Source organism: Psychrobacter sp. UBA3068 (assembly GCF_002366815.1).
Taxonomy (GTDB): Bacteria; Pseudomonadota; Gammaproteobacteria; order Pseudomonadales; family Moraxellaceae; genus Psychrobacter; species Psychrobacter namhaensis.
On sequence record NZ_DFBY01000027.1, the window covers coordinates 138,528 to 161,405 of the forward strand.

Here is a 22,878-nt window from a genome sequence, read left to right on the forward strand (position 1 = left end):
ACAAGCAGAAAGGGCTTTTAATAAGCACACGTAAAAGCTGATCTGCCGTAAGCTCAATAGGAATAATTCCTATCGACCTCTTTTGATTGTAGCGAAAAAAGTACCTTGTTGCTATGGGTATACTCTGCCTATGGTTTTATATTTAATTATTTATAACGTTTAATGATTGGTTTTATAAAACGTAAAGTTTGAGTTTCTCAGCTTGTCTAAACACTTGGAACCTATGATAATAGAGATATCAAAAGGCATAAGCCTATAGAGTATTAGACAAATTATTAGTAATACAAAATTCATATTTAAACGGGTGACACGCAGTTGCCGTTACATATACAGTAATAACGAGGAACAAACATGATAGATCAAAACTTATTAGATGCAGTCAAAAGCTATAGCGAAAATATGACCCGTCCGATTACCTTTGTGTTGGGTAGCGGCGAACATAGTAAGCGCGCTGAGTTGATTGATTTTTTGACTAAAATTGCAGGCACTACTGATAAGATTAATTTTGACGTAGAAGCAACTGATGAGAGCTTACCGAGTGCGATCAGTTTTAAAGTGGTCAGTCACCTTGATGGCGCATTGAGTGACACCGGTATTGTTTTTAGTGGTATCCCAGGTGGGCATGAATTTACGTCATTGATTTTGGCAATTTTGCAAGCGGGTGGCCACACCTTAAAGTTGGATGAAGGTATTCAGAAGCTTATCAAGCGTTTTAATAAGCCGCTCCAGTTCCAGACTTATGTGTCACTGTCTTGCCATAGCTGCCCTGAAGTGGTACAGGCGCTGAACCAATTTGCGCTCCTCAATGATGACATCAGCAACGAGATGATCGATGGCGCGTTGTTCCAAGAGCAGGTTGATGCCAACAATATCCAAGGCGTACCAGCTGTGTTTTTAAATGGTAAACCTTTTGCTAATGGCAAAATTGACACGGCTAAGTTAATTGAAAAGTTACAAGAGCAATATCCTGACCTGTTAGCTGATGCTAACGAAGAGGATACTGAACAGCTAGAGCAGCAAGACGTGACTATCATTGGCGCAGGCCCTGCAGGGGTTGCTGCCGCTATTTATACGGCGCGTAAAGGCTTAAAAGTGACCATGGTTGCTGACCGTATCGGTGGACAGGTTAAAGACACACAAGACATTGAGAATCTAATCTCTGTCCCTTTGATCACAGGTAGCGAGTTATCTGCAAATTTTGAAAAACATTTGCAAGAGTACAACATCACTCTCAAAGAGCACGTTAGGGTCAAAGAGATTGATGAAACCGAGGATGAAAACTATAGTATCCACCTAAATACGGGTGAGACATTTAAGACTCGCAGTATTATTCTAGCGACAGGTGCTCAATGGCGTAAGCTGGGTGTACCAGGCGAAGAAGAAAACATTGGTCAAGGCGTGGCGTTTTGTGCTCACTGTGATGGCCCGTTCTTTAAAGGTAAAGAAGTGGCGGTCGTTGGTGGCGGTAACTCGGGTATCGAAGCTGCGTTAGATCTGGCGGGTATCGTCAAGCATGTCACCGTGTTCGAGTTTGCCGATGAGCTAAAGGCTGACCAAGTATTGATCAATAAAGCCAAAGAAAAGGCCAATATTGATATTATTGTTAGTGCCGCTACTAAAGAGATCAAAGCGACCGACGGTAAAGTCAGCTCAATCGTCTATGAAGACCGTAACACGAGTGAGACCAAAGAGCTTGATCTGGCAGGGGTATTTGTACAGATCGGTCTAGTGCCTAATACGAATTTCATTAAAGGATTTGTCGATTTAAACCGCTTTGGTGAGATTGAGATTGATGAGCGCTGTCATACAGATCGCAAGGGTATCTTTGCTTGTGGTGATGTGACTACCGTACCATTTAAACAGATTAACATTGCGATGGGCGAGGGTAGTAAAGCGGCATTATCAGCATTTGAATATTTAGTTATGCAGTAGTTTTCCACTGATACTTTACTAAAAATTTGAACCCCTGAAGTCATAATAGGCTTCAGGGGTTTTTATTGAGTAACAAGGAAGCACTAATCAGCTAGTATGCCCGCCACCGACAGAATGGTCCCCGCTTCATCTTCTTTAATAATACGGGTTTCTTCTAAGGCGGCTTTTTGCCAAGCTTGTACATGTGGATGGTTTAGTAGCGTTTGGCAGTATTGTTTGGTGATTGGCTGTAGAGTAAGGTTGGATGCTCTAGCGTAGGTGTTTAAACGCAGAATCACGGGAGCAAAAAAGACATCCGCAGCCGTGAACTCACCGAATAAAAAACTGCCTTCTGCCCGTCCTTTTAAGCAATCTGCAAAAATATTTTCAACACGAGCTATGTCAGCTAAGCAAGCACTGCTCGGTTGTATTTTAGCGGTAGCTCTGATGTTCATTGGCATCTCACTACGAATGCCCATTAGTCCTGAGTGCATTTCAGCAATAATGCTTTGGCAGTAAGCGCTATTGATCCTATTTTGACTGTCAGTTTGCGCTTTGGTGTCAGACTTACTGATACCTGTCCAAATATTGATTTCCGTGAAATATTCATTAATATGCATGGCAATAGCTACTGTGTCCCAAACGGTTACTTTTTCATCACCTTCGCCATATACCAAAACAGGTACCATGCCCGTAGGAGAGTTTGCTGCAAGCGTGGGACGGGCTGAAGGATGAAATAATTCGATGAGCTGCTCATCAAAATCAACATCGAAGGCTTTGAGCAAGAGCCACGCCCGTAATGACCAAGAGGAGTAGTTTTTGTTACCGATGATAAGTAGCGGTTTTTGCATAATCAAATCCTATCAAGGTGTGTAGGTAAAATTTTATTATGTACTTAACGTTGCAGGTTGACCAGCTTGTAATGTTACCACTGCTTAAAAAAGAATGCNNGCATTCTTTTTTAAGCAGTGGTAAGTTTGTGTGGCTCACTATCAGTCGTCTAACAAATCCATTTGCTTGGCGGCTTCATAGATACCGTTTGAGCGGTTACCCGTACGGCAAAATATCAGCATAGGTTGTTCCGCTTGATTAAAGAAATCTGCAAACGCTTCGACGTGGTTTTGATTCAGCTCATTACCAGCAAAAGATATCTCTTTATAAGCAAGGCCGGCGTCTTTAGCAGCTGCTTCAATTTCTGCGCTGGTGGGTTGGTTTGGTTCTTCACCATCTGGACGGTTATTAATGATGGTTTTAAAGCCATTTTCGGCAATCATCGGTATTTGGTCAGGGGTGATTTGTCCAGTAAAGCTCACTTGATGGCTCATAAGAGCTCCTTTTTATTGTCTATGTAAAAAATGATCAGTTTGGGGTGGAAGTACAGAATCTAAGCCTAAGCTGAATGGGCAGTTTTCTAAAGATGAGGTGTGTAAACGTCATGACCGTTTTTATAGTCGTCTCTACAGCAGCCCTTGCATCAATGCACTTTGGTAAAGCAGTTTAGCACGGGCACCTGTCCCGCAAAACATGAGTATGGGTTTAGGCATAGCACGATAAAAGTCAGCAAATTGCTCGACAGTCGCTCGGCTCAACCGCTCCTCGTCAAAAGGCAGATGATGATAGGACAAGTTGGCTTTTGCCGTCGCGCGGGCAAAATCGACGCTGTTAGGCTGCGTCTCTGTTTCAGCGTCAGGACGAATATTGAGCACAGAACGATAACCAAGCTCAGCAATTTTTACGCATTGGCTCGGATAAATTTGCTTATAAATGGTTAAATTATCGGTCATAAGTCAGTTCGGCCATATATGTTAAAAGGCAGTAGATTTGAGCGCGTTAGGGTTAAGTGCCATGTTTGGCAGTGATGATCTCTAAAGACTAGAATAATTTAGCATAACACAGCTTTTAGTGTATCTACATTTTGTCACAGCCGAGATGACGATTATTGATTCAATAACGTGCGGTGTATAGTGCTATTAGACATCTTTTAATGCGTTTACCGCATCCATGGTGCTGAGATAAACGTGTCCTGACAGATGGGTGATAATTGGTGTATGCTCAATGATATCCATCACAGGTCCTTTAATAAAGCTAAAATTTAGGTGCTTGTTCTGGCCCAAAAGCTCTTGGTTGAGGCTAATAAGCATCTCTTGTCCCGTCAAATCAATGTGATTGACCGCTGACATAATAAGAATAATCTCACGAGCTTCTGGATACTGCTGGGTGGCTTGGACGACACGGCGATGGACGGATTCGCTATTACCAAAAAATATGCTTTCATCAATACGCAGCATCAACAGATTACTAAACGTCACCACGTCATGACGATTGATATTACGAAAGTGCCCCGTACCTGCCAATTGACCCACAATAGCAACGTGCGGCTTGCTTGATTGCCAAATCAAGCTAGCAAACGACACCATCAGACCAATGACCAAACCCGTATTTAATCCAAATATCAGCACACCCACAAAAGCTGCCATAAAGCTGGCCGCGTCTAAGCGGTCTCGCTGCCACGCGGATTTGAAGGTCGTCATATCAATGAGACCGATGATAGACGCCATGATGGTTGCGCCTAGTAAGGCATAGGGGAGAGGGGCGAGTAAGTTACCAAAAGCAATTAACGCGGCAATCATGACCAGCACTGTTGTCAAACTAGCGACCGGCGTTTTGGCACCTGAATCGACATTGATCGCGGTGCGCGAAAAGCCACCAGCGACCGTAAAGCTTTGAAAAAAACCACCTGCCATATTGGCAAGCCCCAAGCCCGTCAGCTCACGGTTGGCATCAAAGGATTCCCCGCGCAGGCGTGCATAATTGCTCGCGACTGAGCTGCTGGAAACAAAAATAATCAGCGCCATTAGCCCAGCGCTAGGTAACAAATCTAGCACTTCATCAAAGTTTGGCACATAGGGGATAGTAAAAGTTGGTAGCCCTTGCGGAATGCGACCAATCGTAGCCACGCCACTCGTTGTCCAATGCAAACTGACACTCAGGACGATGGCAATACCGAGTAGAATAAGCGGAAATAAGCGCTCTGCCCATTTGGCATAGGCGGATGACAACCAAGACTGCCATACCCATTTACTGCCGTAGCGATTGGCAACCAACAGGACAAAGGCTATCACCCCAATAAGCAGCGTCAGCGGCTGCAGCTGGTGAGCATACCTTTGCATACTGGACAGATAACCAATCAAACCGTTTCCTGCAATGGGAATACCCGTCAAATACTTAAGCTGACTGATAAAGATCAGTACGGCCGCCCCACTGATAAAGCCTGCCGATACGCCGCGACTGATAAACTGCATAATCCAGCCAAGCTTGAGCCGACCCGCCAACCATAGTAGGACGCCGACCATCAACGACAACAAACTTGCCATCAATACGTACTGCTGCGCGCCCTGCGATGCATAAGGGTGCAGACTACTGGCCGTCATAATTGCCGTGATAGCGACAGGTCCCACCGCTTGGACATTGCTTGAGCCTATCCAAGCATAAACCATGACGGGCACGATCGCGGCATACAGTCCGTAGACGGGTGGCAACCCTGCCAGCACCGCATAACCTAAGCTTTGTGGAATGACCAGCACACCGACGACCAGCCCAGCAATGACGTCAGTCGGCAAGGCAGACAGTTGATACTGACGTAACCAAGTAGGAAACAGTCGCGCGGCGATAGAAAGCATAGCAATACGTCATCACAATAAAGAAAATTAATTAAACATCAGAATTAAGCCAGTAAGCTAACGGTCGGTTTTTGCACAAAATCGTTGATAGAGCAGCTCCAATACCGCTAACGCGTCGTCACTTGCGATGCTATAGTAAATTTGCTTGCCTTCTCGGCGGGTTGAGACCAACTCATCCTTACGTAGAATACCCAACTGCTGCGATAAGCTTGGCTGTCCAACACCGACGAGATCTTCAAGCTCGCTGACGCAGTACTCACCTTGAGTCAGCTGACACAACAGCAATAAGCGATCAGGGTGGGACAGCGACTTTAATAATTGGCTGGCTTGCATCGAGGCCTGTTGCATTTGTTCAGCCAAGTCTTTGGGTGCGACCTCTGCGACGCGTGACGACATAGTATCATTATTAGGGTTGGTCGTAGATGTGCTCAATGCTGAAGTAGTCAGAGCGAGCTCCTTATATGAGACATAATTAAAAAGAGTAGAGATTATAAAAATACAGTTAATTATCAATGATCTCGCCAGCGATATCAAGTTATAGTTATTTACATTATATAAATTGATAAAATGTATAGTAGTTGCTATATTGATGGGCATCACTAATAAGCAGGTATAGGCAAGTATGATAAATGAGCACATATTATACTGAAGAATCTGTTGAAAAATAAAACATTCTGATAAAAGCAACGAGGTAGCCATGCAAGTTCATTCATTCTTACATAGCGACACAGAAACCTATACGCACGTACTGGCGGACGTTCAGCAGAAAGTATGTGCCATCATTGATCCAGTGCTGGACTTTGATGCCAAATCGGGCAGCACTGGCACCAGCAGCGTTGATGAAGTCATTGAGTTTGTAAATGAGCACGGTTGGAAGCTGCTCTATATTATCGAGACTCACGCGCATGCAGACCATTTGTCAGCTGCGATCCATGTAAAAGAAAATCTTGGTGGAAAGTTAGTCATAGGCCAACATATCACCGAAGTACAAAAAATCTTTAAGCAAATTTTTAACTTTGATATCAGCTTTCGTACCGATGCCAGTCAGTTTGATATTTTGACAGATGACGGTGAGACATTAGCGCTTGGTAGTATTACTATTACTGCGATGTACGTGCCGGGTCATACGCGCGCTGATATGGCTTATGTGGCTGCTGATAAAGAAAAAACAGTAGTGTTCGTGGGCGACACTTTGTTTGCTCCTGATGTGGGGACGGCGCGCTGCGACTTTCCAGGAGGGGACGCCAAAACGCTGTACCAGTCCATCCAAAAGCTGTTGGCACTCCCAGAAGACACCGTGATGTACCTGTGTCATGACTATCCCAGTAAGGGCCGCAAACACTGCCCAACGACTACTGTTGCTGCGCAAAAACTGGGTAATATCCACGTTAAAGACGGGATTAATGAAGCTGAGTTTGTGCAGATGCGCGAGCGCCGCGATGCGACTTTGGAGATGCCACGCCTGATCATTCCAGCAGTGCAAGTTAATATTGATGCCGGTCACTTTCCAAAGCCAGAAGACAATGGTATCCGTTATTTAAAAATACCGATCAATATGCTCGGTGAATAAACCCGACAGTGTAATGAGAGACAGTTGTTACCTAATAATTGAACTATAAAGGACACAACCATGAAGATGAATGTCGGAAGTACTGAACGGTTACTACGTATTATTGCTGGTGTCGTCATTATCGGCTTGGGTTTGTATTTCCAAAGCTGGTGGGGTGTAATTGGCTTAGTTCCTTTACTCACAGGACTGTTCCGCTTTTGTCCGCTGTACAGTATGCTTGGGATGAATACTTGCAAGCGCTAAGTGTGACAATAAAGGGGGAAGGCAGTGAATCCGTACGAGCGTTATGTGTTGCCAAAGCTGATAGATGTCGTCTGTAGTACGGGCAATGTGATGAAAGCGCGGTCTAAAATTGTCCCTCAGGCGCTCGGCGAGGTATTAGAGGTTGGGATTGGCAGTGGTCTGAATTTGCAATTTTATGATTCCAAAAAAGTCACTTCTATTATCGGTATCGACCCAGCTTCTCAGATGCAGACGCTGGCACGTAAACGAACAGCTGACATTAACATTCCAATTGAAGTGATAGCGGTGGATGTCCAAGGCATTCATGCTGATACCGATCGATTTGATACTATTGTGATGACCTTCACCTTATGTAGTATCGATGATCCAGTAGCCGCAATTAGAGAAATGGCACGCGTACTAAAACCTGACGGTCGCTTACTATTTTGCGAGCATGGCTTAGCGCCAGACCTTTCTATTAAGCGCTGGCAGTATCGTTTAACACCTTTTTGGAAACCGATGGCAGGCGGTTGTCATCTAGATCGTGATATTCCAGCGATGATTAGAGCAGGTGGTTTTGTCATCGACGAGTTGAGTGAGGAGTACTTGCCCGGTCCACGACCGATGAGCTACGTATATAGTGGCGTGGCACACCAAGTGCCATAGATAATGAGTATGAACAATCATGTTAAAATTTCTTGGGCAACAAACCTGTGTAGACAGCTTTCATTTGCAAATACCAATAGTGAATTTTTAAAAAAGCCAAACGATTAGAACAATTAAAATAGGAATCAAATTATGAGCGAGCAAAGTTTTCATCTAGTATGCCCACATTGCCAAGCGACCAACCGCGTTCCCGCAGCAAAAATAAATGCGGCACCAAATTGTGGTAAATGTAGCCAGCCGTTATTAACTGGCAGTCCTCACGAGTTAAACGCACAAACGCTCAATAAAGTCATTCAAAAAAATGACGTGCTGACTGTCGTTGATTTTTGGGCGAGTTGGTGTCAACCATGTCTTATGATGGCACCAGAGTTCAAAGCGGCTGCCAGTCAGTTGCCGCAAGTGGTTTTTGCGAAGATACAAACAGATAAGTATGAGCAGGCGGCAGCCCCTTATAATATTCGTAGTTTGCCAACCATGGTGGCGTTTAGAAACGGTAAAGAAATCGCCCGGCAGTCAGGCGCCCTACCTAGTGACCAAATTGTTCAGTGGGTACAAAGCCTGCAATCATAACCGTTAGACTGTAATCATGAATCAAAAAAGCCAACATGCTTAGCGCGTATTGGCTTTTTTTCGTTAATACTACTTTGAAACTGTCGATATGGCTTATTGATTTATTGCGTACTACTCACCATAAATTTTGACACCGTTTGCAAAGCTACAGCGCTGAATACGGGCAGATTGGACAATGGCGTCACGCTCGCCATACAGGCGCGATAATTTTGCATCGCGAGCTTTGGTATCGTTGCTCTTACCCACACCAAAACTGATGTTAGGTGAGATCCCCCAGCGTCCTGCAGACACCCCAACCCCGACCCCTGAGGCGGATAAGGTTGATTGCTCATTGCGCGCCGCTGCCACATAGCGATTGACACGGGCGTATTCTTGGCTGAGTGCTTGGCAATCATAGTTTTGATAAGTGCTGGGCGGTACATACTGCGGTGTGACAGTGCCAGTAGAGGCACAGCCTGAGAGACCGAAAATGCCCGCTGTTACCAGTAGTGACGCTGTAGTAAGAGTTTTCATAGTGGCTCCATTAGGCTAAGTTACTGTATGGTAAGTATTTAAGATAGCAAAAATCACGGGTTTAAGATATTGATTATTCAAGATTTTTAATCCTAACATGTTGACGATTTTTGCCGTTCTAATACGACATATTTATCAAAATAAATTTGCAGGTTTGGTGATCGCGAGTATGACGATACCAACATACGCCACAGCGGCAATGAGAATACCTGTTTTTCTTTGTCCAAGCGTCGCCTGATTATTAAAGGCTTTTATACTCGCACTAATGGCTGCCACTAATAAGATGATTTTGGCAAATACCCACTGTACAGGGGCGCTTGCGCTCATCAGCTGCATGAGCATGACGGCCCCTGATACGATAATTAGCGCATAAATTATGTGAGTGGCTATTTTGACCGCACGTGGCGCTTGTCTATTTGTACTTAACACCAAGTAGCTTTGGTACAAAAACAGCACAATGATTAGTACCGCCATTAGCATATGTAAATGTTTCATTAAATATTGCGTCCTCTAAAAATGCAGTTTTCAAGCGTGTTTATAGCATCTCATCATTGTATAAAAAAGGTTGGGACAAATGACTCTTCTAAACTTTGTTTTGTCCAGCACATAACGGGCTATCAGGGCTTTGACCTTGCCATTCTGTTGGGGTGTAGGCATGGATAGCCAAAGCATGTACTTGCCCACCTTGGGAAGTTAGGAGCGAGTTGACCTGTGCATAGACTAACTGGTGACGAGCGACCAATCTTTTGCCTTCAAAGGCGTCACTGACAATAGTCAATTTAAAGTGACTTTCTTTGCCTTCAAAATAGCCAGCATGATTCATTGACTCATTGACCAGTTCTAGATGTTGCGGTTGCAAAGCCTGTAGCTCAGCGACAAGCGCATCGGCGGTAGGTGTGTTACTCATAACAATCCTTGAATGTACGTGACTTAATAATACTTAGCAATCTGCGATGACAAATGCTGTTTATTATAGCAGAGGCTGTGAGTGGTATGGCATGCTATTAAACGAGATGTGTTGCTAAGATAAGCGGGTGGTTCAACAGTAAAAAAGCAGAGTACAGCTTAATAGTGTGGACTCTGCTTTTATAAGTTAGGCGTGCTGACTAAAAATACAACGTCTAACCATCCTGATTAACGACGCGCCTTTTGATACAGTGGCATGACTTTGGGCATCAATGCTTGTAGCTGCGCAATACGATTGCTGCTGGTTGGGTGAGTGCTTAGGAATTGTGGCGGCTCGCCTTGGCTGGCGCGCTGCATTTTTTGCCACAAGGTAATCGCGGCTTGTGGGTTGTAGCCTGCGCGTGCCATTAACTCCAAACCAATTTGATCGGCTTCAGCTTCTTGTGTGCGGCTGTGCGGACGGCTCAAACCCAAGTCACCTGCGACGTTCGCTAGCTCAGCCTGTCCTTGTGATAGGCCAAAGATGCTGGCAGCAACACCGATGCCGGTCTGTGTGGCGTACTGTCGTGATAGGCGCTCACGTGAGTGCTCACGGAGGGCGTGCGACATTTCATGACCCATAATCGCTGCAATCTCATCATCCGTGAGATTTAGGCGGTCAATGATACCTGAGTAAAACATGATCTTACCACCTGGCATAACAAAAGCATTCAACTCATTAGATTTAATCGTATGCACTTCCCATGGCCATTTTGCGGCATCTGGGCGATAGACGCCAACTTGACCCACTAAGCGATTAGCGATGTTTTTTAAGCGATTAAGCTGCGCTTGGTTGGTGTCCAGCACGCCGCGTGCTTTTGCTTCTTGCATGGTTTTAGCATAGCTTTGCGCTGATAACTGCAACACTTGCTCGCTTGAGACCAAAAGGAGCTGCTGGCGATCAACGCCAACGGCGCCAGTACTAGTTGTGCTCGAACAACCCGTCAAAGTCAGTGCCGACAATGAGGCGGCCATCACAGTGGTGGTCAGTAATTTTTTCATGCTAAACATCCTCGCTATAAATATTAAAAATAAGTGAGACAAAAAGGTGAGATGAGCAGTAGACGAAAAGGCAGCCTTTTATTGATGTTCTACCTGCTTTTACCAATCTACCGAAACAATAAAATTTTACCTCAACAGCCATTAGCCATAAGTATAATAATGTTAACAAGTCAAAACCAATGCAGGAATAGTAACAACGCAGCATAGGATTGTAAGTCACAGATGAGAAGTGAAATAATAGTGAAATTATTTGTCGGTAATATATATTATTAAATCAATAACTTATGCTGGATACTCGTATAAAATGGCAATTAAAATCACATTACTCCGAATTAATTTTAAAAAAAGTGTTGACACCCTCAAAATATTTGCTAAAATAGCCAGCCTATCGAGACGGAGTAGTTGTTAACAACGCTACGCATTGATATTAAGCGGGAATAGCTCAGTGGTAGAGCATAACCTTGCCAAGGTTGGGGTCGAGAGTTCGAATCTCTTTTCCCGCTCCAAATATGGCTTGAAAAAGCGCAAAAGCCTCACTTTATAGTGAGGCTTTTTTTATGGGTAAAATTTGAGCTAGGCTGATGATTAAGGATAATATAATTAACTTCTCATCGACCATGCCACAGTTTTGTTGCCTATCCAGTTGACCCAGCTAACGGGAAAAAAGCGCAACTGTAGTCTAATCAAATTGGCCATGACCCCTGGCACCACTAAAAACTCTCGGTTCTCTACGCCTTTCAACATAGATCTGACCGCCGCTTCAATCTTTAGTTCACCGGCGAGTTTTTTCATACCGATACCAGCTTGCGCCATCACGCCAACTTCAGATTGGGTAAGCGGGGTATCTATCGGCGGTGGCGCGAAGACGGTGATGTCGATACCGAGTGGCTTCCATTCAAAGCTTATTGACTGCATCATGCCCCAAACAGCAAATTTCGATGCACTGTACGAGCTATAACCGTAGCTGCCAGTGAAGGATGACATGGAAGCGGTGACCATGACTTGATCACCCCGTGATAAAAACGGACGTACGGCAGCCAGTACGTTGCGCGTACCAAACACATTGATATTCATCACACGCTCAAACTGCGCTTGAGTCATCTCATCAAAGGCCCAAGGCCCTGTCACGCCCACAAAGTGCATTAAAATATCTGGTGACAGTCGCTCAGCCGCCGCTGCGATTTGCTTGGCTGTCGTATCGGCATCCGTCACATCCAACGCATAAGTGGCAATCGAGGTGTTATATTTATTCAATCCCTTGAGTATGGCTAAAGCTGCATCAAGCGGTTGCACATCAAACAACACCAAGTTTGCGCCTTGATGGATCAGCTGTTTGGCCGTTTCGAAGCCGATGCCAGAAGCCGCGCCAGTGATATAAATATTTTTATCCGTAAAATATCCCATCAGACAGCATCCTTCTGCATTCGGTCGGTTGGTAAGGAGCGCTTTTGTAACGTTCCAAAGGTTGTCTCGCCCATTAAATGACTGACTTTATGACCAGGAATAAGCCAGTAGGGCGTGGCTTCACTACTTGGGGCACAGTTGGGAAAATCCTGATTGCTAGAGGGCCCAGCAATGGTCTTTTCGACGACCATCGAGATATATTGGTCGTTACTGCCTTCGAGGGTATTACCGTTTAGAATGACCTCCATCCCTGTGTTTTTGGCGTAGCGGCGAATGGCATTAACGTTTGAGTTCATTGGCGCATAAGCATCAGCGCCGACACCATTTTCTGAAGTGACCCGGATGCCATCTGGCACGCGCGCGACTAGAGAGTGATTGCCCTCGGTATGTCCGGGGGTATGCACCAGCGCCAAGCCTTCGCCTAATTGAATACTGCTAGTAAATGTAATCACTTTGTTAGGATCCACGCCCTCGATGCCGTTAGGGCAATACCACTCCGCTTGGACGGGCAGCAGCGCAGTGGTGCTCTGCCATTCTTGCTCATGTATCAATAGCCGAGCGTTAGGGAAATAGGCAGCTCTGTCGGTTGAGCCATCAGTGTTGGTAGTGCCTAGCCATCGGCGGATGTCTTGGGTGTGCAAGTGATCGTAGCTAATATAATCAACATCTTCTGGGGCTAAACCGATCTCAGCTAAAGCGCCAGCCACATCACGGATGATAGGCGCCACCACCTTTTCAAGTGGTGACCAATTTGGCATTTTTTCTGTTAATTGCTTAAAAAAGGGCGTTTCTCGATCGGCCTCGATATCAGAAGGAGAAAACAGCAGGGTCTTTACTTCACCCAAAAAATCATAATATTGAATGATAAAAATACGGTTTAGGATATGTAGGTAGGGGAACTTATAGGTGCTTTGGGTATAGACACCGCTATAGGCATACCACGTGGGATAGGGCACTCTGACCATGTCAGCGCTTTGATAAAACAGCACAGGCGCTTCCTCCATAAAGCGCTCTCTAAATACGACTGCTTGTCTGCGCGCCGCTTTTAGACGCTCTTGAGGCAATGGGCTTGCGCGAACATGATCGAATTCGCGGATGGCTTTCATGCCTAACGATGATAAATCCATATTGCATCTCCTTATGACTGATGGATATCTCTGCAGATTATAGTAGCAACATTGTTTTGGCCTTGGTAGCGTTTTTAGAATACGGTTAAGTTTGCGCAAACAGGCTTATCAGAAATCATCCCAGTAGGGATCATTACCGAAACGCTCGGCAATAAAGTCAATCAGATAACGACAACGCTGCGATAAAAATCGGTTTTTCGGGTAAACAGCATAGGCGTTGAGCGTGGGTAGCTGATACTGCTGAAGAGTGGGCACCAGCTCGCCACGTGCCAATCTTTGGTAAGCGATAAAGGTTGGGATAAAGGTAATACCATGACCCTTGACCGCCAGATCCACTAAGAACTCACCATTGGTGGCTTTGATTTTAGCATCGATTGTATGATGATGCTTTTTGCCTTCAGCATCCACCAGATCTATACTATTGGTTTGACCGAGACTATATTGCAAAAGCTCATGATCTTCTAAATCTTCTAGCGTCTCAGGCGTGCCCATCCTTGCTAGATAGTCAGGACTGGCGCAAATGACACAACGAATCAATGCCAGCTTTTTTGCTTGATAACTAGAATCTCGCAGCTCTCCAATTCGAATCGCCAGCTCATAGCCTTCTTCAATCAAATCGATACGCCGATCGGAAAAATCTAACTCAAAGTTGAGGTTAGGATGCTGGCTGGCATACTCATCAATCACATCATTCAGATGCATAAGGCCAAATGACAAAGGGGCTGTCATCTTTAGCGTGCCCTCAATGCGTGTGGGTGCGCCACTGGTTTGCTCGTTGAGGGCATCAACGGCACTTAAGATACTGTTTACTTGTTGATAATACTGCGCACCTGTCTGGGTCAAGTGCGATTGGCGTGTGGTTCGGCTAATAAGCTGGCTGCCCAAACGTGTCTCTAACTCTTTGAGACGGCGGCTCACGGCTGACTTGGCAATATTTAGCTGCTCAGCTGCTTTGGTAATGCTCCCTGCTTCGACGATACGTACAAACATCGCCATATCTTCTAACTGTCCCATTTTTATCGCCTCATAATTGTTCTAAAATCAAGAACTGACATTTGTTATTATTGCTGTTTATCCGTTTATGGTCAACATTTATACTGGTGCCATTCTTTGGTACAAAACGTATTTACACACATTTATTGGATAATCATGATGGACAAATTACAACAGCTTAGTGCCCCCATTGGTCGTTTGCTTTTATCAATGATTTTTGTTTTTTCAGGTGTCAACAAAATCATAGGATATGCGGCCACTCAAGGCTATATGGAGTCAATGGGTGTGCCAGGTATGCTATTGCCGTTAGTCATCGCGCTTGAGCTGTTTGGCGGTATTGCTATTTTGCTTGGGTTTAGGGCGCGCTTGATTGCTGCGTTGTTTGTTGGATTTAATACTGTCTCAGCGTTCATCTTCCATCAGTTTTGGCTTGATGCGTCACAAATGAACCCCTTTATGAAAAACATCGCAATAGCAGGTGGGTTTTTGATGATTTTTGCTCACGGTCCAGGTGCTTACTCGATTGATAATAGTCATACTCGCAAAAGCTCAGTATAGTAAATATCTTTGGTTATTATTAATAAGGAGTCACTATGAGCGCATCCATAAAGATTGCCCTAATAATCGGTAGCTTGCGAAAAGCGTCAATCAATCGCAAGTTTGCACAATACATCGTGTCGCAAATGCCCGAAAACGTCACAGTTGAAGAGGTGCGTATTGCAGATTTGCCACTTTATAATCAAGACTATGACGATACAACGATAGACAGCTACGAGCGAGTCCGTCAGCAGTTAACAGCGGCTGATGCAGTTTTGATTGTCACGCCAGAGCATAACCGTACTATGCCAGCGGCTCTAAAGAACGTGATAGATATTGCCTCCCGTCCATATAAAGAAAGTGTCTGGAGGCATAAAAAAGTCGCGTTGGTAACCGCATCGCCAAGCAACTATGGCGGCATCAATAGTGGGCTTGATGTACGCAAAAGTATGCAGATGCTCTCAGCACAAATGATGATTAGTCCTGAAGTGTATCTTAGCCAAGCGACTGACAGTTTACATGAAGACGGTCGCGTCACAGAGCGAACCCAGAACTACCTGCAAAAATTCATTGATGAATTGGTTGCTTTTGCAGCAGGTACAGATGCCTAACGCTATCTCTGACCAAACTCATAATTGCACCAGTAGCACTAATACTGGTCAGGATGGTGCTCACGGTAATGACCAGTTGCCACCGCCAAGCTTTTGGCAGCGCAACCGAGCGCCTGTGTTATTGACCATAGTAGGCGGGGCGATTGATACCATCGGTTTTATCGCCTTGTTTGGGTTTTTTACCGCCCATGTCACGGGCAACTTAGTGATGGCAGGGAGTGGGTTGGTCAAAGGTGAGAGTGGCCTATGGATTAAACTGGCTGCTTTGCCACTATTTGTGTTGACAGTGATGGTGACCAAGACTTTCATCGATAAGAGCAAAAAACAGACAGTGATATTGAGTCACTTATTCTTCGCCGAAGCGTTATTCTTAGCGGCCTTTATGGTCGCAGGCTTGTACTATCAGCCCTTTGTGGACGCGAGTGACATCACAGTGGCGATAACGGGCGGGCTGGGTTTGATTGCCCTTGCGATACGTAATACGGCAAGTAAGACACTGATCAAACACATGAGCCCGACCGTGCTGATGACGGGCAACACCACGCAGTTGGGTATCAATTTGACTGACTATGTGAACAATCGCACCACCGAAAATGCCAAAAAACTGGGTCATAGCGCAACGTTGGTTTTTAGCTTTTTGGTCGGAGCACTAGTCGGGGCGCTTTTATATCTCAAGCTGAGCTTTTGGGCGGTTGGGTTATTTGTACTGCCTGTCTTGTATTTGGCGGTTTTAGCACGTGATAAAGCATTTTTACGCGATATTGGTTAAAAAGATGCACCACTAGCCATCGCTAAAATTTTAGGACTTGCTAAGCGGTATTTACGTACTAAGCAGTATTTACTTAGAAAGGGACATTATTGTTCTATAAATAAGAATAGTTATTTGCAAAAAACTGAGTTTATCGATTTATACACAATAATTATAATAGACTCATTGTTCAAGTATGCTAATAAATAAAACCTTACATAAGTTTAAAATATGATAAATAAGGATATACCATGAACGCAATCTATCATGCCGCAGACTCGCGTGGCGATGCCAACCATGGTTGGCTCAAAAGTAAGCACACCTTTAGTTTTGCTAACTACCACAACCCTGAACGTATGGGTTTTGGCGCATTACGTGTCATCAACGATGATTTTGTGATCGGTGGTCAAGGCTTTGGCAAGCATTCACACCGTGATATGGAAATCATCAGTATTCCCTTGTCAGGTAAGCTCAGTCATGGTGATAACATCGGTAATGAAGGGGTGATTGAGACAGGTGAGATCCAAGTCATGTCAGCGGGGACAGGCATTACGCATAGCGAAATGAATGGTGATGCTAATGAGCCTGTGAGGTTTTTACAGATTTGGGTCATCCCTAATGTCATGAACGTGACGCCTCGCTATCAGCAAGTGCGCATGGATGACATCATGCAACCGAATGAGTTTAATCAAGTACTGTCACCAAACGTTGACGATGCTAGCGTGTGGATTCATCAAGATGCTTGGTTTAGCATGGGTGATTTTGACAAAGGGGTGACGCCAACTTATCAGTTAAAAGATCCTAACAACGGTGTTTATATTTTTGTGATTCGCGGTAAAGTCGTCGTAAACGGTCACACTTTGGACACTCGTGATGGCCTAGGCATTTGGGATACGAGCGATTTTACGATGGTGACAGAGGAAGATGCGAAGGTACTGGTCATGGAGGTGCCTATCACTCTTTAAATGCCTTTCATTAAGGCTTTATATGGGTGTTAACAAATTCATTTCTATTGTCCATCAGCCGTGCCCAGCTCCCTGTGTGGGAGTGCTCGCTGAGTAATTTATTAAGCTTAATGTGTGTTAGTGACATCATACGCTAAGCAGTCGCTGATAATAAGAGGTGCATAATGACCATTAAAACCCTAAAGCCAAGGTTGGCAGAGGTTGGTGGTATTCCAATCGCTCGATTGTTACCCAATAAAGGCCATCAACCGATTGGTGCTTGGTGTTTTTTGGACCATGCTGGCCCAGTTGAATTTGCTGAAGATGAGGCAGGCATGCAAGTTGGCCGTCATCCGCACACCAATTTGCAAACCTTTAGTTGGATGTTAGAGGGCGAAGTGCTACACAAAGACAGCTTGGGGAATGAACAAGTCATCACCCAAAACCAAGTCAATGTCATGACAGCAGGTACGGGTCTGACGCAAGGTATCAGTCATACGGAACAAAGCGTCTTTCCAGATACTGGCGGCTCACCAGATGCAGCTTATGGCCTGAGTATGGTACAGCTGTGGATTGCACTACCGACCGATCAGAAAATTGAGCGGAGCTTTCATCATTATCCAGCGCTACCCACTTGGCGCGAGCAAAACGCTGAAATGGTTCTCACGACAGGGAGTTATGTCAGTGTATCAGGCGAGCGTTATGATGCGCCGACCATACAATACTCAAAAATGGTCGGTATCGATGTGAATTTCTTAGAAGATGGAGAGGTTACGCTTCATTTAGAGTCAGGCTTTGAGTATGGTATCTTGGTGACAGAAGGGCAGATCGAGTCTGAGGGCAATATCTGCGAAAAAGATCAATTGTTTCGCTTCCATGATGCGGATATTGCTGGCCGCCATTATATCAAGCTGGTTGCAAAAAAAGGCACACGGATCATGTTCATCGGCGGTGAGCCTTTGAATAACCAAGTGCTGCTGTGGTGGAACTTTGTCGCAGACAATAAACAAGAAATCGAACAGTCCATCAGCGACTGGAACAATGGTCATGAGCGTTTTGGTGAGGTTGACTCAAATCTGGAGCGTCTGCCTGCCCCAAAACTGCCTTCAGGCTTTAAAGGCTAACCTAACCAGCGGTTACTTATTAAATTATCTTTCAGAAAATTATATATAGTTAAGTTTATTTACAAAAATGAACTAGGGTTTTGTTTGAATTATTTCCATAATGGCGCAAATTAACCATCCTGTTTTACACTCATTTGTTAACCATAGGGGTTGGCAAAGAATCTCAACTAGATTTGAATAACTTATACAATAATGTGGAGAAGCACTATGTCAGATTTACAAACACTACAGCAGTTAGCAGAGAAACGTCGTTCTATCTATGCGCTAAGCGATCAGTTGCCAGTCGCTAATGACGAAATTGTTCAGCTGGTTGAGCATGCTATCTTGCATACGCCTTCATCGTTTAACTCACAGTCAACGCGTATCGTGGTACTGTTTGGTGATGACCATAAAAAACTGTGGGATATGACCGAAGAGACGTTGCGTGTCATCGTTGGTGACGAAGAGGCGTTCAAATCTACCAAAGATAAAGTTGCTGGTTTTAGAGCGGGTGCTGGTACCGTGCTATTCTTTGAAGATCAAGCGGTCGTTAGAGGCATGCAAGAAGCGGCGCCTTTATATGCGGAAAACTTCCCAGTGTGGTCAACCCAAACCAATGCCATGCATCAGTACGTCATTTGGACGGCGCTCGCCAGTATCAATGTTGGGGCAAATTTACAGCATTATAATCCTATCATTGATGAAAGAGTGGCTCACGCTTGGAACATTGATGCAGACTGGGAGCTCAAAGCCCAAATGGTGTTTGGCGCTATTGAACAGCCAGCCGGTGATAAAGAATTTAAGCCAGTCGATGAGCGCCTAAAAGTGTTTGGTGCATAGTTCAAATGATGGGCCCACGCTAAACAACTTCTTAGAATATGGGTGTGGTTGATATACAAAAGAAGAAAGTAAAAAAGCGCGGCTCAACGAAAGGTTGGGCCGCGCTTTTTCTATCTAAAAGCGTCTAAATAAGGAAAGGTTTAATCTAACAACGCATTGATTTTCTTGGGGCCTAAAACCATAACCCGCCTTAATTCGGCTTGCGGCGCATCAGACTGTTGGCGACCCACGCTGGACCAATCAATAAGAACTGTAAGTCCTCAAAAAATGATGGTTTTTTCCCTTCGATTTTATGACCAATAAACTGCCCAATCCAAGCGACAATAAAAATACCTGCCCAGATTTTAAAGCCCCATGGTAACGCCGCCATCACTGACAGACAAATGAGAATAAACATGCCCATCGCCAAAAACAGTGGCGTGGATAGACGCATGTAAAACAACAATACCAAGGCGCTAAGTACCAAGGTAAACCAGACTGATAGCGACATACCCATGCCAAGCAAACTGACAAAAATAGTCGGGACACATAACCAATGGATTTTTTTGTTAATCAGGTTTTGGTGACTGACAGAATACTCACTGAGCCATTGCTCCAGTGTGCGTTTAGACATTCGTTTTTGACGATGATAAGACATACTAACCTCCTTGTTAGTAGTTGAAACCATAGACTGACATTTATTATCAATCTGGGTATTAATATAGCTCTTAGAGTCAGTTGTAGCACTAATGGCGCCAATCTACCAGATTATCTGATAGACGGCTCAGTCAAAATCGGCCGTACCATCCGCGATGGTGGTCAAAATCACTCGTATATTAAAAAGCTAGCTGACGATATAAAGCGATTAGCCTTGCTCGCTGCGATACCATTCATAAAGACCAACAAACGCATTGACTTGATACACCATGGTTTGAATGGCAAAGATAAAATTGCCTGACATCAGGTTAACGATAAGCCAGACAAAATTGACGATAATCCATAGCCACCAGTTAAATGAGTAGCGCAAAATCATCGCGGCTTGGGCAGTAATGGAAAGCACAAAAGCGATCACATTGATCCAAAAAAAGGAAATAAACCCTAAGAACTGACTGTTGTCGTCCTCTACCACCGCATAACCGTAGCTCGCTAATAAATCGTTTATCGTTGGGAAGAGAGCAAGGCCAATGACAATGAATGCGGCGGTAATGAACCAAACCGCTTTGCTAGCAGATTTGGGTATCATGTCGCCATCAGGATCCGTATGTTTGGACCAATAAAAAATACCATAGACGTGGGTAAAGAAGTTAAAAAGTGGTGCTAGCATTAAACCCACGGCACCTGAGGTCGCTTGCACAATCACTTCGCCAGCGGTTGCGCCCATACCGAAGCCATTGCCCATGACGTTTTTGCGAAAAGACAGCGATACAACACACACCAGACCAATAAACGAGACCGCCAAATAAAACCAATCAAGCATGGTATGGTCTGTGGTCAGCCAAAAGCCTGCGGATAAGGCAATGACGCCGCAAATAAACCAAATAACAATCCATTGCATCGCCCATTTCCCGGTGATGTTGTCCAATAGCTGAATACGCATAGTTTTTTTCCTAACATGATGACTGATTTTAATAAGGTGTTGCCTGAAACGCGCTGGCTGACTCAATGATTATTGTAAATATGTTGATCGATAAATAGTAATGCTTGCTGATAGCGTGCGTCATAGTCAGGCTTATCAATCAAGTATGGCTCGATATGGTGACGGGCAAAAATATCGATCAGCCGCTGCTCAAACCGTCCACGGGCTTCAGGCGTTCCTAAAGAGCGCATGCCGTCGTCGATCCACGGCGTGTTGTTATCCAGCATAATCGTATGATCTAAGCGAAACTCATCAATACAAGCGGCCACAAAAGGGTGAGGGCGCCCTTCATATTCTTCACAGAATGCCTGTGTGGTGACAAAATCCGTATCAACGATGGTGACAGGGGCGGTTGCCACCGCTGCCGCATCTCGTATCGCTTGCGCATGATTGAGCGAAATGGGACCATAGTCACTATACTGAAGCCCAACCTCTTTGCCGCCCAAGTCTGTCCCAACGTACAGGCGACCCATCTCAAGGGCAAAGCTGGCACCATAATGATTGGCAAGCTTATGTACCAATGTCGTTTTGCCTGAGCTTTCACCGCCGACGATCGCCACCGTCTTGGTATAATTTCCGCGCGCTTGCGGGTGAATCGCTGACCAATGCGCGACGGGGTCGCAAGCTATAGCATAAGAGTCAAACTCAGGCTGCAGCGGGGTGGTGACCACTTGCAGCAGTAGCTGATCTTGAACTGCACTCTGGGTCAGGGGGTGGTTATCAGCCACGAATAATACCGTCTGTGTTGGCAGCTCTAGTGCCGCCACCAAGCGTTGTAATTTCGCGTTACTCACAGTCACATCAATACTGACATCAGCGAAATGCTCATGGAGCGGCAGCTCAATCTCATGCGTGGTATGAATGTGAATGAATGGCATATCTGCACAGGCCATTTGTAGCCAGCGCGCTTTGTCTTGTAAGGTGATGGCAAAGTCTGGATGCGGTGATGGATGCGCCATAATAACGATGTGTAGTTTCTTTGCTTGTCCTGCTGCATACAATATGCTGCGCATCTGCCCCAGATGCAAAGGTTCAAAGTGTCCAATCATCAATCCCGTGTCGTATATAGCCATTCTTGTTTTAACCTTTTTTGTCTGATTATGGGTAGTTTTAACGATGACTCATCTAAACTTAAGTGATTTATCAGCATGGTATAAAGGTTTTTGGGGATTTGCAGGTAGGTTATTGTAAACGGGAGTGGTGCGCTGACTTCTTTAGAAACTACAGACCCTACTTTTCTAACAGTGACAGACGTGGTTTGTTATAAATCTAGCGCAGATTAGACAGTCAACTTTTCGTCCGTCTTTTTACACCGCTCATTTTATGAAGTTCAAATGCCGCTTATGTGCTTGATTATATGTGCAAATCACAGAATGCCAAACGCAAATTGGTAAGGTTTGAGCAATAAAACCAACTCTGAAACATTTTGAAATACTTATTTAAAATCAGCAAGTTAAGAGGCTTTATGACAGAATGTGGCAAGCTCAAGTAGCATAAACTCACAAAGTACGCCTACATTTTCAACAGATACATGCTTAATAGTTGATATAATTATTCACAAGTTAAGAAGATTGCTTTAGTTTAAAAACTAAAGACAAAAAATGAAGTAAAAAAACTAGAAAAAATAAACAAAATAATCGATAGAGAGGTAGTTGATTTGGCTAAATTAGCAAAGTTACATCGCTCACAGAACAATCGTATGATTGCAGGTGTGATGGGCGGAATTGCAGAGTATGCAGGCTGGTCACCCACTTGGGTCAGACTGTTATTTATTATTATTTCATCGCTAAGTGCTGCCGTCCCCGGTATCTTAATTTACATTGTTTTATGGGTAGTGATGCCAAAAGCGACCAATCAATCTTATCAATAAGACTGAT

The 22,878-nt window shown here is 44.6% G+C and carries 27 protein-coding genes and 1 tRNA gene; 13 read left to right on the forward strand and 15 right to left on the reverse strand.

What is annotated here, in order from left to right; genetic code table 11:
- Nucleotides 1-351: 351 nt before the first annotated feature.
- The gene (gene ahpF / locus B2P60_RS07300; protein WP_286740290.1) at nucleotides 352-1,932 is read left to right on the forward strand and encodes an alkyl hydroperoxide reductase subunit F; all 1,581 of its coding nucleotides are present in this window, start codon (nucleotides 352-354) and stop codon (nucleotides 1,930-1,932) included.
- 83 nt (nucleotides 1,933-2,015) lie between these two features.
- On the opposite strand, the gene B2P60_RS07305 is transcribed toward ahpF, so the two are convergent.
- From B2P60_RS07305 to B2P60_RS07325, 5 genes are all read right to left on the reverse strand, one after another.
- Nucleotides 2,016-2,762, reverse strand: coding sequence for a glutathione S-transferase family protein (locus B2P60_RS07305; protein WP_193005285.1), 747 nt, complete (start codon nucleotides 2,760-2,762; stop codon nucleotides 2,016-2,018).
- 141 nt (nucleotides 2,763-2,903) lie between these two features.
- The gene (locus B2P60_RS07310; protein WP_193005286.1) at nucleotides 2,904-3,236 is read right to left on the reverse strand and encodes a TIGR01244 family sulfur transferase; all 333 of its coding nucleotides are present in this window, start codon (nucleotides 3,234-3,236) and stop codon (nucleotides 2,904-2,906) included.
- A 132-nt stretch (nucleotides 3,237-3,368) separates the two neighbouring features.
- Nucleotides 3,369-3,695, reverse strand: a complete 327-nt coding sequence (locus B2P60_RS07315; protein ID WP_193005287.1) for a beta-lactamase hydrolase domain-containing protein — start codon at nucleotides 3,693-3,695, stop codon at nucleotides 3,369-3,371.
- Between the two features lie 186 nt (nucleotides 3,696-3,881).
- Nucleotides 3,882-5,591, reverse strand: a complete 1,710-nt coding sequence (locus B2P60_RS07320) for a SulP family inorganic anion transporter (protein WP_193005288.1) — start codon at nucleotides 5,589-5,591, stop codon at nucleotides 3,882-3,884.
- A gap of 57 nt (nucleotides 5,592-5,648) precedes the next feature.
- A complete protein-coding gene (locus tag B2P60_RS07325; RefSeq protein WP_414706632.1) occupies nucleotides 5,649-5,987 on the reverse strand; it encodes an ArsR/SmtB family transcription factor in 339 nt (112 codons plus the stop codon).
- A gap of 301 nt (nucleotides 5,988-6,288) precedes the next feature.
- Here B2P60_RS07325 and B2P60_RS07330 point away from each other — a divergent pair, with 301 nt between their 5' ends.
- The 4 genes from B2P60_RS07330 (at nucleotide 6,289) to trxC (ending at nucleotide 8,619) form a co-directional block, all read left to right on the forward strand.
- The gene (locus B2P60_RS07330; protein WP_286740295.1) at nucleotides 6,289-7,161 is read left to right on the forward strand and encodes an MBL fold metallo-hydrolase; all 873 of its coding nucleotides are present in this window, start codon (nucleotides 6,289-6,291) and stop codon (nucleotides 7,159-7,161) included.
- A gap of 60 nt (nucleotides 7,162-7,221) precedes the next feature.
- A complete protein-coding gene (locus B2P60_RS07335; RefSeq protein WP_286740297.1) occupies nucleotides 7,222-7,404 on the forward strand; it encodes a YgaP family membrane protein in 183 nt (60 codons plus the stop codon).
- 24 nt (nucleotides 7,405-7,428) lie between these two features.
- A complete protein-coding gene (locus B2P60_RS07340; RefSeq protein WP_286740298.1) occupies nucleotides 7,429-8,049 on the forward strand; it encodes a class I SAM-dependent methyltransferase in 621 nt (206 codons plus the stop codon).
- A gap of 132 nt (nucleotides 8,050-8,181) precedes the next feature.
- Nucleotides 8,182-8,619, forward strand: coding sequence for a thioredoxin TrxC (gene trxC / locus B2P60_RS07345; RefSeq protein ID WP_286740300.1), 438 nt, complete (start codon nucleotides 8,182-8,184; stop codon nucleotides 8,617-8,619).
- A gap of 111 nt (nucleotides 8,620-8,730) precedes the next feature.
- Here the strand turns inward: trxC and B2P60_RS07350 are convergent, their stop codons facing one another.
- The 4 genes from B2P60_RS07350 to B2P60_RS07365 form a co-directional block, all read right to left on the reverse strand.
- The gene (locus B2P60_RS07350; RefSeq protein ID WP_286740301.1) at nucleotides 8,731-9,132 is read right to left on the reverse strand and encodes a hypothetical protein; all 402 of its coding nucleotides are present in this window, start codon (nucleotides 9,130-9,132) and stop codon (nucleotides 8,731-8,733) included.
- Nucleotides 9,133-9,267: 135 nt separating this feature from the next.
- A complete protein-coding gene (locus tag B2P60_RS07355; protein WP_193005294.1) occupies nucleotides 9,268-9,627 on the reverse strand; it encodes a SirB2 family protein in 360 nt (119 codons plus the stop codon).
- Between the two features lie 88 nt (nucleotides 9,628-9,715).
- Complete coding sequence (locus B2P60_RS07360) at nucleotides 9,716-10,039, reverse strand: BolA family protein (RefSeq protein ID WP_193005295.1); 324 nt, start codon at nucleotides 10,037-10,039, stop codon at nucleotides 9,716-9,718.
- 227 nt (nucleotides 10,040-10,266) lie between these two features.
- A complete protein-coding gene (locus B2P60_RS07365) occupies nucleotides 10,267-11,079 on the reverse strand; it encodes a M48 family metallopeptidase (RefSeq protein ID WP_193005296.1) in 813 nt (270 codons plus the stop codon).
- Between the two features lie 431 nt (nucleotides 11,080-11,510).
- Here B2P60_RS07365 and B2P60_RS07370 point away from each other — a divergent pair.
- Nucleotides 11,511-11,585 (forward strand) — tRNA-Gly (locus B2P60_RS07370).
- A 94-nt stretch (nucleotides 11,586-11,679) separates the two neighbouring features.
- On the opposite strand, the gene B2P60_RS07375 is transcribed toward B2P60_RS07370, so the two are convergent.
- The 3 genes from B2P60_RS07375 to B2P60_RS07385 form a co-directional block, all read right to left on the reverse strand.
- The gene (locus B2P60_RS07375) at nucleotides 11,680-12,483 is read right to left on the reverse strand and encodes an SDR family NAD(P)-dependent oxidoreductase (RefSeq protein WP_198333861.1); all 804 of its coding nucleotides are present in this window, start codon (nucleotides 12,481-12,483) and stop codon (nucleotides 11,680-11,682) included.
- Nucleotides 12,483-13,610, reverse strand: coding sequence for a hypothetical protein (locus B2P60_RS07380; protein WP_286740303.1), 1,128 nt, complete (start codon nucleotides 13,608-13,610; stop codon nucleotides 12,483-12,485). Before B2P60_RS07380 ends, B2P60_RS07375 begins: the two co-directional genes overlap by 1 nt.
- Before the next feature lie 108 nt (nucleotides 13,611-13,718).
- Nucleotides 13,719-14,624 carry a LysR family transcriptional regulator gene (locus B2P60_RS07385; protein ID WP_286740305.1) on the reverse strand — a complete coding sequence of 302 codons (906 nt, stop codon included), beginning with the start codon at nucleotides 14,622-14,624 and terminating at the stop codon, nucleotides 13,719-13,721.
- Nucleotides 14,625-14,759: 135 nt separating this feature from the next.
- On the opposite strand from B2P60_RS07385, the gene B2P60_RS07390 reads away from it, so the two are divergent.
- The 6 genes from B2P60_RS07390 (at nucleotide 14,760) to B2P60_RS07415 (ending at nucleotide 19,386) form a co-directional block, all read left to right on the forward strand.
- Nucleotides 14,760-15,161, forward strand: coding sequence for a DoxX family protein (locus B2P60_RS07390; protein ID WP_286740307.1), 402 nt, complete (start codon nucleotides 14,760-14,762; stop codon nucleotides 15,159-15,161).
- A gap of 35 nt (nucleotides 15,162-15,196) precedes the next feature.
- Nucleotides 15,197-15,751, forward strand: a complete 555-nt coding sequence (locus B2P60_RS07395) for an NAD(P)H-dependent oxidoreductase (protein ID WP_286740309.1) — start codon at nucleotides 15,197-15,199, stop codon at nucleotides 15,749-15,751.
- Nucleotides 15,714-16,520: a YoaK family protein gene (locus B2P60_RS07400; RefSeq protein WP_226949405.1), complete on the forward strand. Its 807-nt coding sequence runs from the start codon at nucleotides 15,714-15,716 to the stop codon at nucleotides 16,518-16,520. Before B2P60_RS07395 ends, B2P60_RS07400 begins: the two co-directional genes overlap by 38 nt.
- 230 nt (nucleotides 16,521-16,750) lie before the next feature.
- Complete coding sequence (locus tag B2P60_RS07405; RefSeq protein ID WP_286740311.1) at nucleotides 16,751-17,464, forward strand: pirin family protein; 714 nt, start codon at nucleotides 16,751-16,753, stop codon at nucleotides 17,462-17,464.
- Nucleotides 17,465-17,628: 164 nt separating this feature from the next.
- Nucleotides 17,629-18,567 (forward strand): pirin family protein, encoded by a 939-nt coding sequence (locus B2P60_RS07410; protein ID WP_286740313.1) that lies wholly within the window; start codon nucleotides 17,629-17,631, stop codon nucleotides 18,565-18,567.
- Nucleotides 18,568-18,774: 207 nt separating this feature from the next.
- Complete coding sequence (locus B2P60_RS07415; RefSeq protein ID WP_193005303.1) at nucleotides 18,775-19,386, forward strand: nitroreductase family protein; 612 nt, start codon at nucleotides 18,775-18,777, stop codon at nucleotides 19,384-19,386.
- A 190-nt stretch (nucleotides 19,387-19,576) separates the two neighbouring features.
- On the opposite strand, the gene B2P60_RS07420 is transcribed toward B2P60_RS07415, so the two are convergent.
- The 3 genes from B2P60_RS07420 to nadR form a co-directional block, all read right to left on the reverse strand.
- Entirely contained in the window at nucleotides 19,577-20,023 is a 447-nt protein-coding gene (locus tag B2P60_RS07420; RefSeq protein ID WP_193005304.1) for a DUF962 domain-containing protein, read from the reverse strand.
- A 207-nt stretch (nucleotides 20,024-20,230) separates the two neighbouring features.
- Nucleotides 20,231-20,962 carry a nicotinamide riboside transporter PnuC gene (pnuC, locus tag B2P60_RS07425; RefSeq protein ID WP_193005305.1) on the reverse strand — a complete coding sequence of 244 codons (732 nt, stop codon included), beginning with the start codon at nucleotides 20,960-20,962 and terminating at the stop codon, nucleotides 20,231-20,233.
- Between the two features lie 62 nt (nucleotides 20,963-21,024).
- Nucleotides 21,025-22,119 (reverse strand): multifunctional transcriptional regulator/nicotinamide-nucleotide adenylyltransferase/ribosylnicotinamide kinase NadR, encoded by a 1,095-nt coding sequence (gene nadR / locus B2P60_RS07430; protein ID WP_286740334.1) that lies wholly within the window; start codon nucleotides 22,117-22,119, stop codon nucleotides 21,025-21,027.
- Nucleotides 22,120-22,658: 539 nt separating this feature from the next.
- On the opposite strand from nadR, the gene B2P60_RS07435 reads away from it, so the two are divergent.
- Nucleotides 22,659-22,871 carry a PspC domain-containing protein gene (locus B2P60_RS07435; protein ID WP_286740317.1) on the forward strand — a complete coding sequence of 71 codons (213 nt, stop codon included), beginning with the start codon at nucleotides 22,659-22,661 and terminating at the stop codon, nucleotides 22,869-22,871.
- The last annotated feature ends 7 nt before the right edge of the window (nucleotides 22,872-22,878 follow it).

Bases quoted from the DNA above. Each gene is read 5' to 3' on its own strand.
- ahpF (WP_286740290.1), top strand. From the start codon at position 352: ATGATAGATCAAAACTTATTAGATGCAGTCAAAAGCTATAGCGAAAAT.
- B2P60_RS07305 (WP_193005285.1), bottom strand. From the start codon at position 2,762: ATGCAAAAACCGCTACTTATCATCGGTAACAAAAACTACTCCTCTTGG.
- B2P60_RS07310 (WP_193005286.1), bottom strand. From the start codon at position 3,236: ATGAGCCATCAAGTGAGCTTTACTGGACAAATCACCCCTGACCAAATA.
- B2P60_RS07315 (WP_193005287.1), bottom strand. From the start codon at position 3,695: ATGACCGATAATTTAACCATTTATAAGCAAATTTATCCGAGCCAATGC.
- B2P60_RS07320 (WP_193005288.1), bottom strand. From the start codon at position 5,591: ATGCTTTCTATCGCCGCGCGACTGTTTCCTACTTGGTTACGTCAGTAT.
- B2P60_RS07325 (WP_414706632.1), bottom strand. From the start codon at position 5,987: ATGTCGTCACGCGTCGCAGAGGTCGCACCCAAAGACTTGGCTGAACAA.
- B2P60_RS07330 (WP_286740295.1), top strand. From the start codon at position 6,289: ATGCAAGTTCATTCATTCTTACATAGCGACACAGAAACCTATACGCAC.
- B2P60_RS07335 (WP_286740297.1), top strand. From the start codon at position 7,222: ATGAAGATGAATGTCGGAAGTACTGAACGGTTACTACGTATTATTGCT.
- trxC (WP_286740300.1), top strand. From the start codon at position 8,182: ATGAGCGAGCAAAGTTTTCATCTAGTATGCCCACATTGCCAAGCGACC.
- B2P60_RS07350 (WP_286740301.1), bottom strand. From the start codon at position 9,132: ATGAAAACTCTTACTACAGCGTCACTACTGGTAACAGCGGGCATTTTC.
- B2P60_RS07355 (WP_193005294.1), bottom strand. From the start codon at position 9,627: ATGAAACATTTACATATGCTAATGGCGGTACTAATCATTGTGCTGTTT.
- B2P60_RS07360 (WP_193005295.1), bottom strand. From the start codon at position 10,039: ATGAGTAACACACCTACCGCCGATGCGCTTGTCGCTGAGCTACAGGCT.
- B2P60_RS07365 (WP_193005296.1), bottom strand. From the start codon at position 11,079: ATGAAAAAATTACTGACCACCACTGTGATGGCCGCCTCATTGTCGGCA.
- B2P60_RS07375 (WP_198333861.1), bottom strand. From the start codon at position 12,483: ATGGGATATTTTACGGATAAAAATATTTATATCACTGGCGCGGCTTCT.
- B2P60_RS07380 (WP_286740303.1), bottom strand. From the start codon at position 13,610: ATGGATTTATCATCGTTAGGCATGAAAGCCATCCGCGAATTCGATCAT.
- B2P60_RS07385 (WP_286740305.1), bottom strand. From the start codon at position 14,624: ATGGGACAGTTAGAAGATATGGCGATGTTTGTACGTATCGTCGAAGCA.
- B2P60_RS07390 (WP_286740307.1), top strand. From the start codon at position 14,760: ATGATGGACAAATTACAACAGCTTAGTGCCCCCATTGGTCGTTTGCTT.
- B2P60_RS07395 (WP_286740309.1), top strand. From the start codon at position 15,197: ATGAGCGCATCCATAAAGATTGCCCTAATAATCGGTAGCTTGCGAAAA.
- B2P60_RS07400 (WP_226949405.1), top strand. From the start codon at position 15,714: ATGAATTGGTTGCTTTTGCAGCAGGTACAGATGCCTAACGCTATCTCT.
- B2P60_RS07405 (WP_286740311.1), top strand. From the start codon at position 16,751: ATGAACGCAATCTATCATGCCGCAGACTCGCGTGGCGATGCCAACCAT.
- B2P60_RS07410 (WP_286740313.1), top strand. From the start codon at position 17,629: ATGACCATTAAAACCCTAAAGCCAAGGTTGGCAGAGGTTGGTGGTATT.
- B2P60_RS07415 (WP_193005303.1), top strand. From the start codon at position 18,775: ATGTCAGATTTACAAACACTACAGCAGTTAGCAGAGAAACGTCGTTCT.
- B2P60_RS07420 (WP_193005304.1), bottom strand. From the start codon at position 20,023: ATGTCTTATCATCGTCAAAAACGAATGTCTAAACGCACACTGGAGCAA.
- pnuC (WP_193005305.1), bottom strand. From the start codon at position 20,962: ATGCGTATTCAGCTATTGGACAACATCACCGGGAAATGGGCGATGCAA.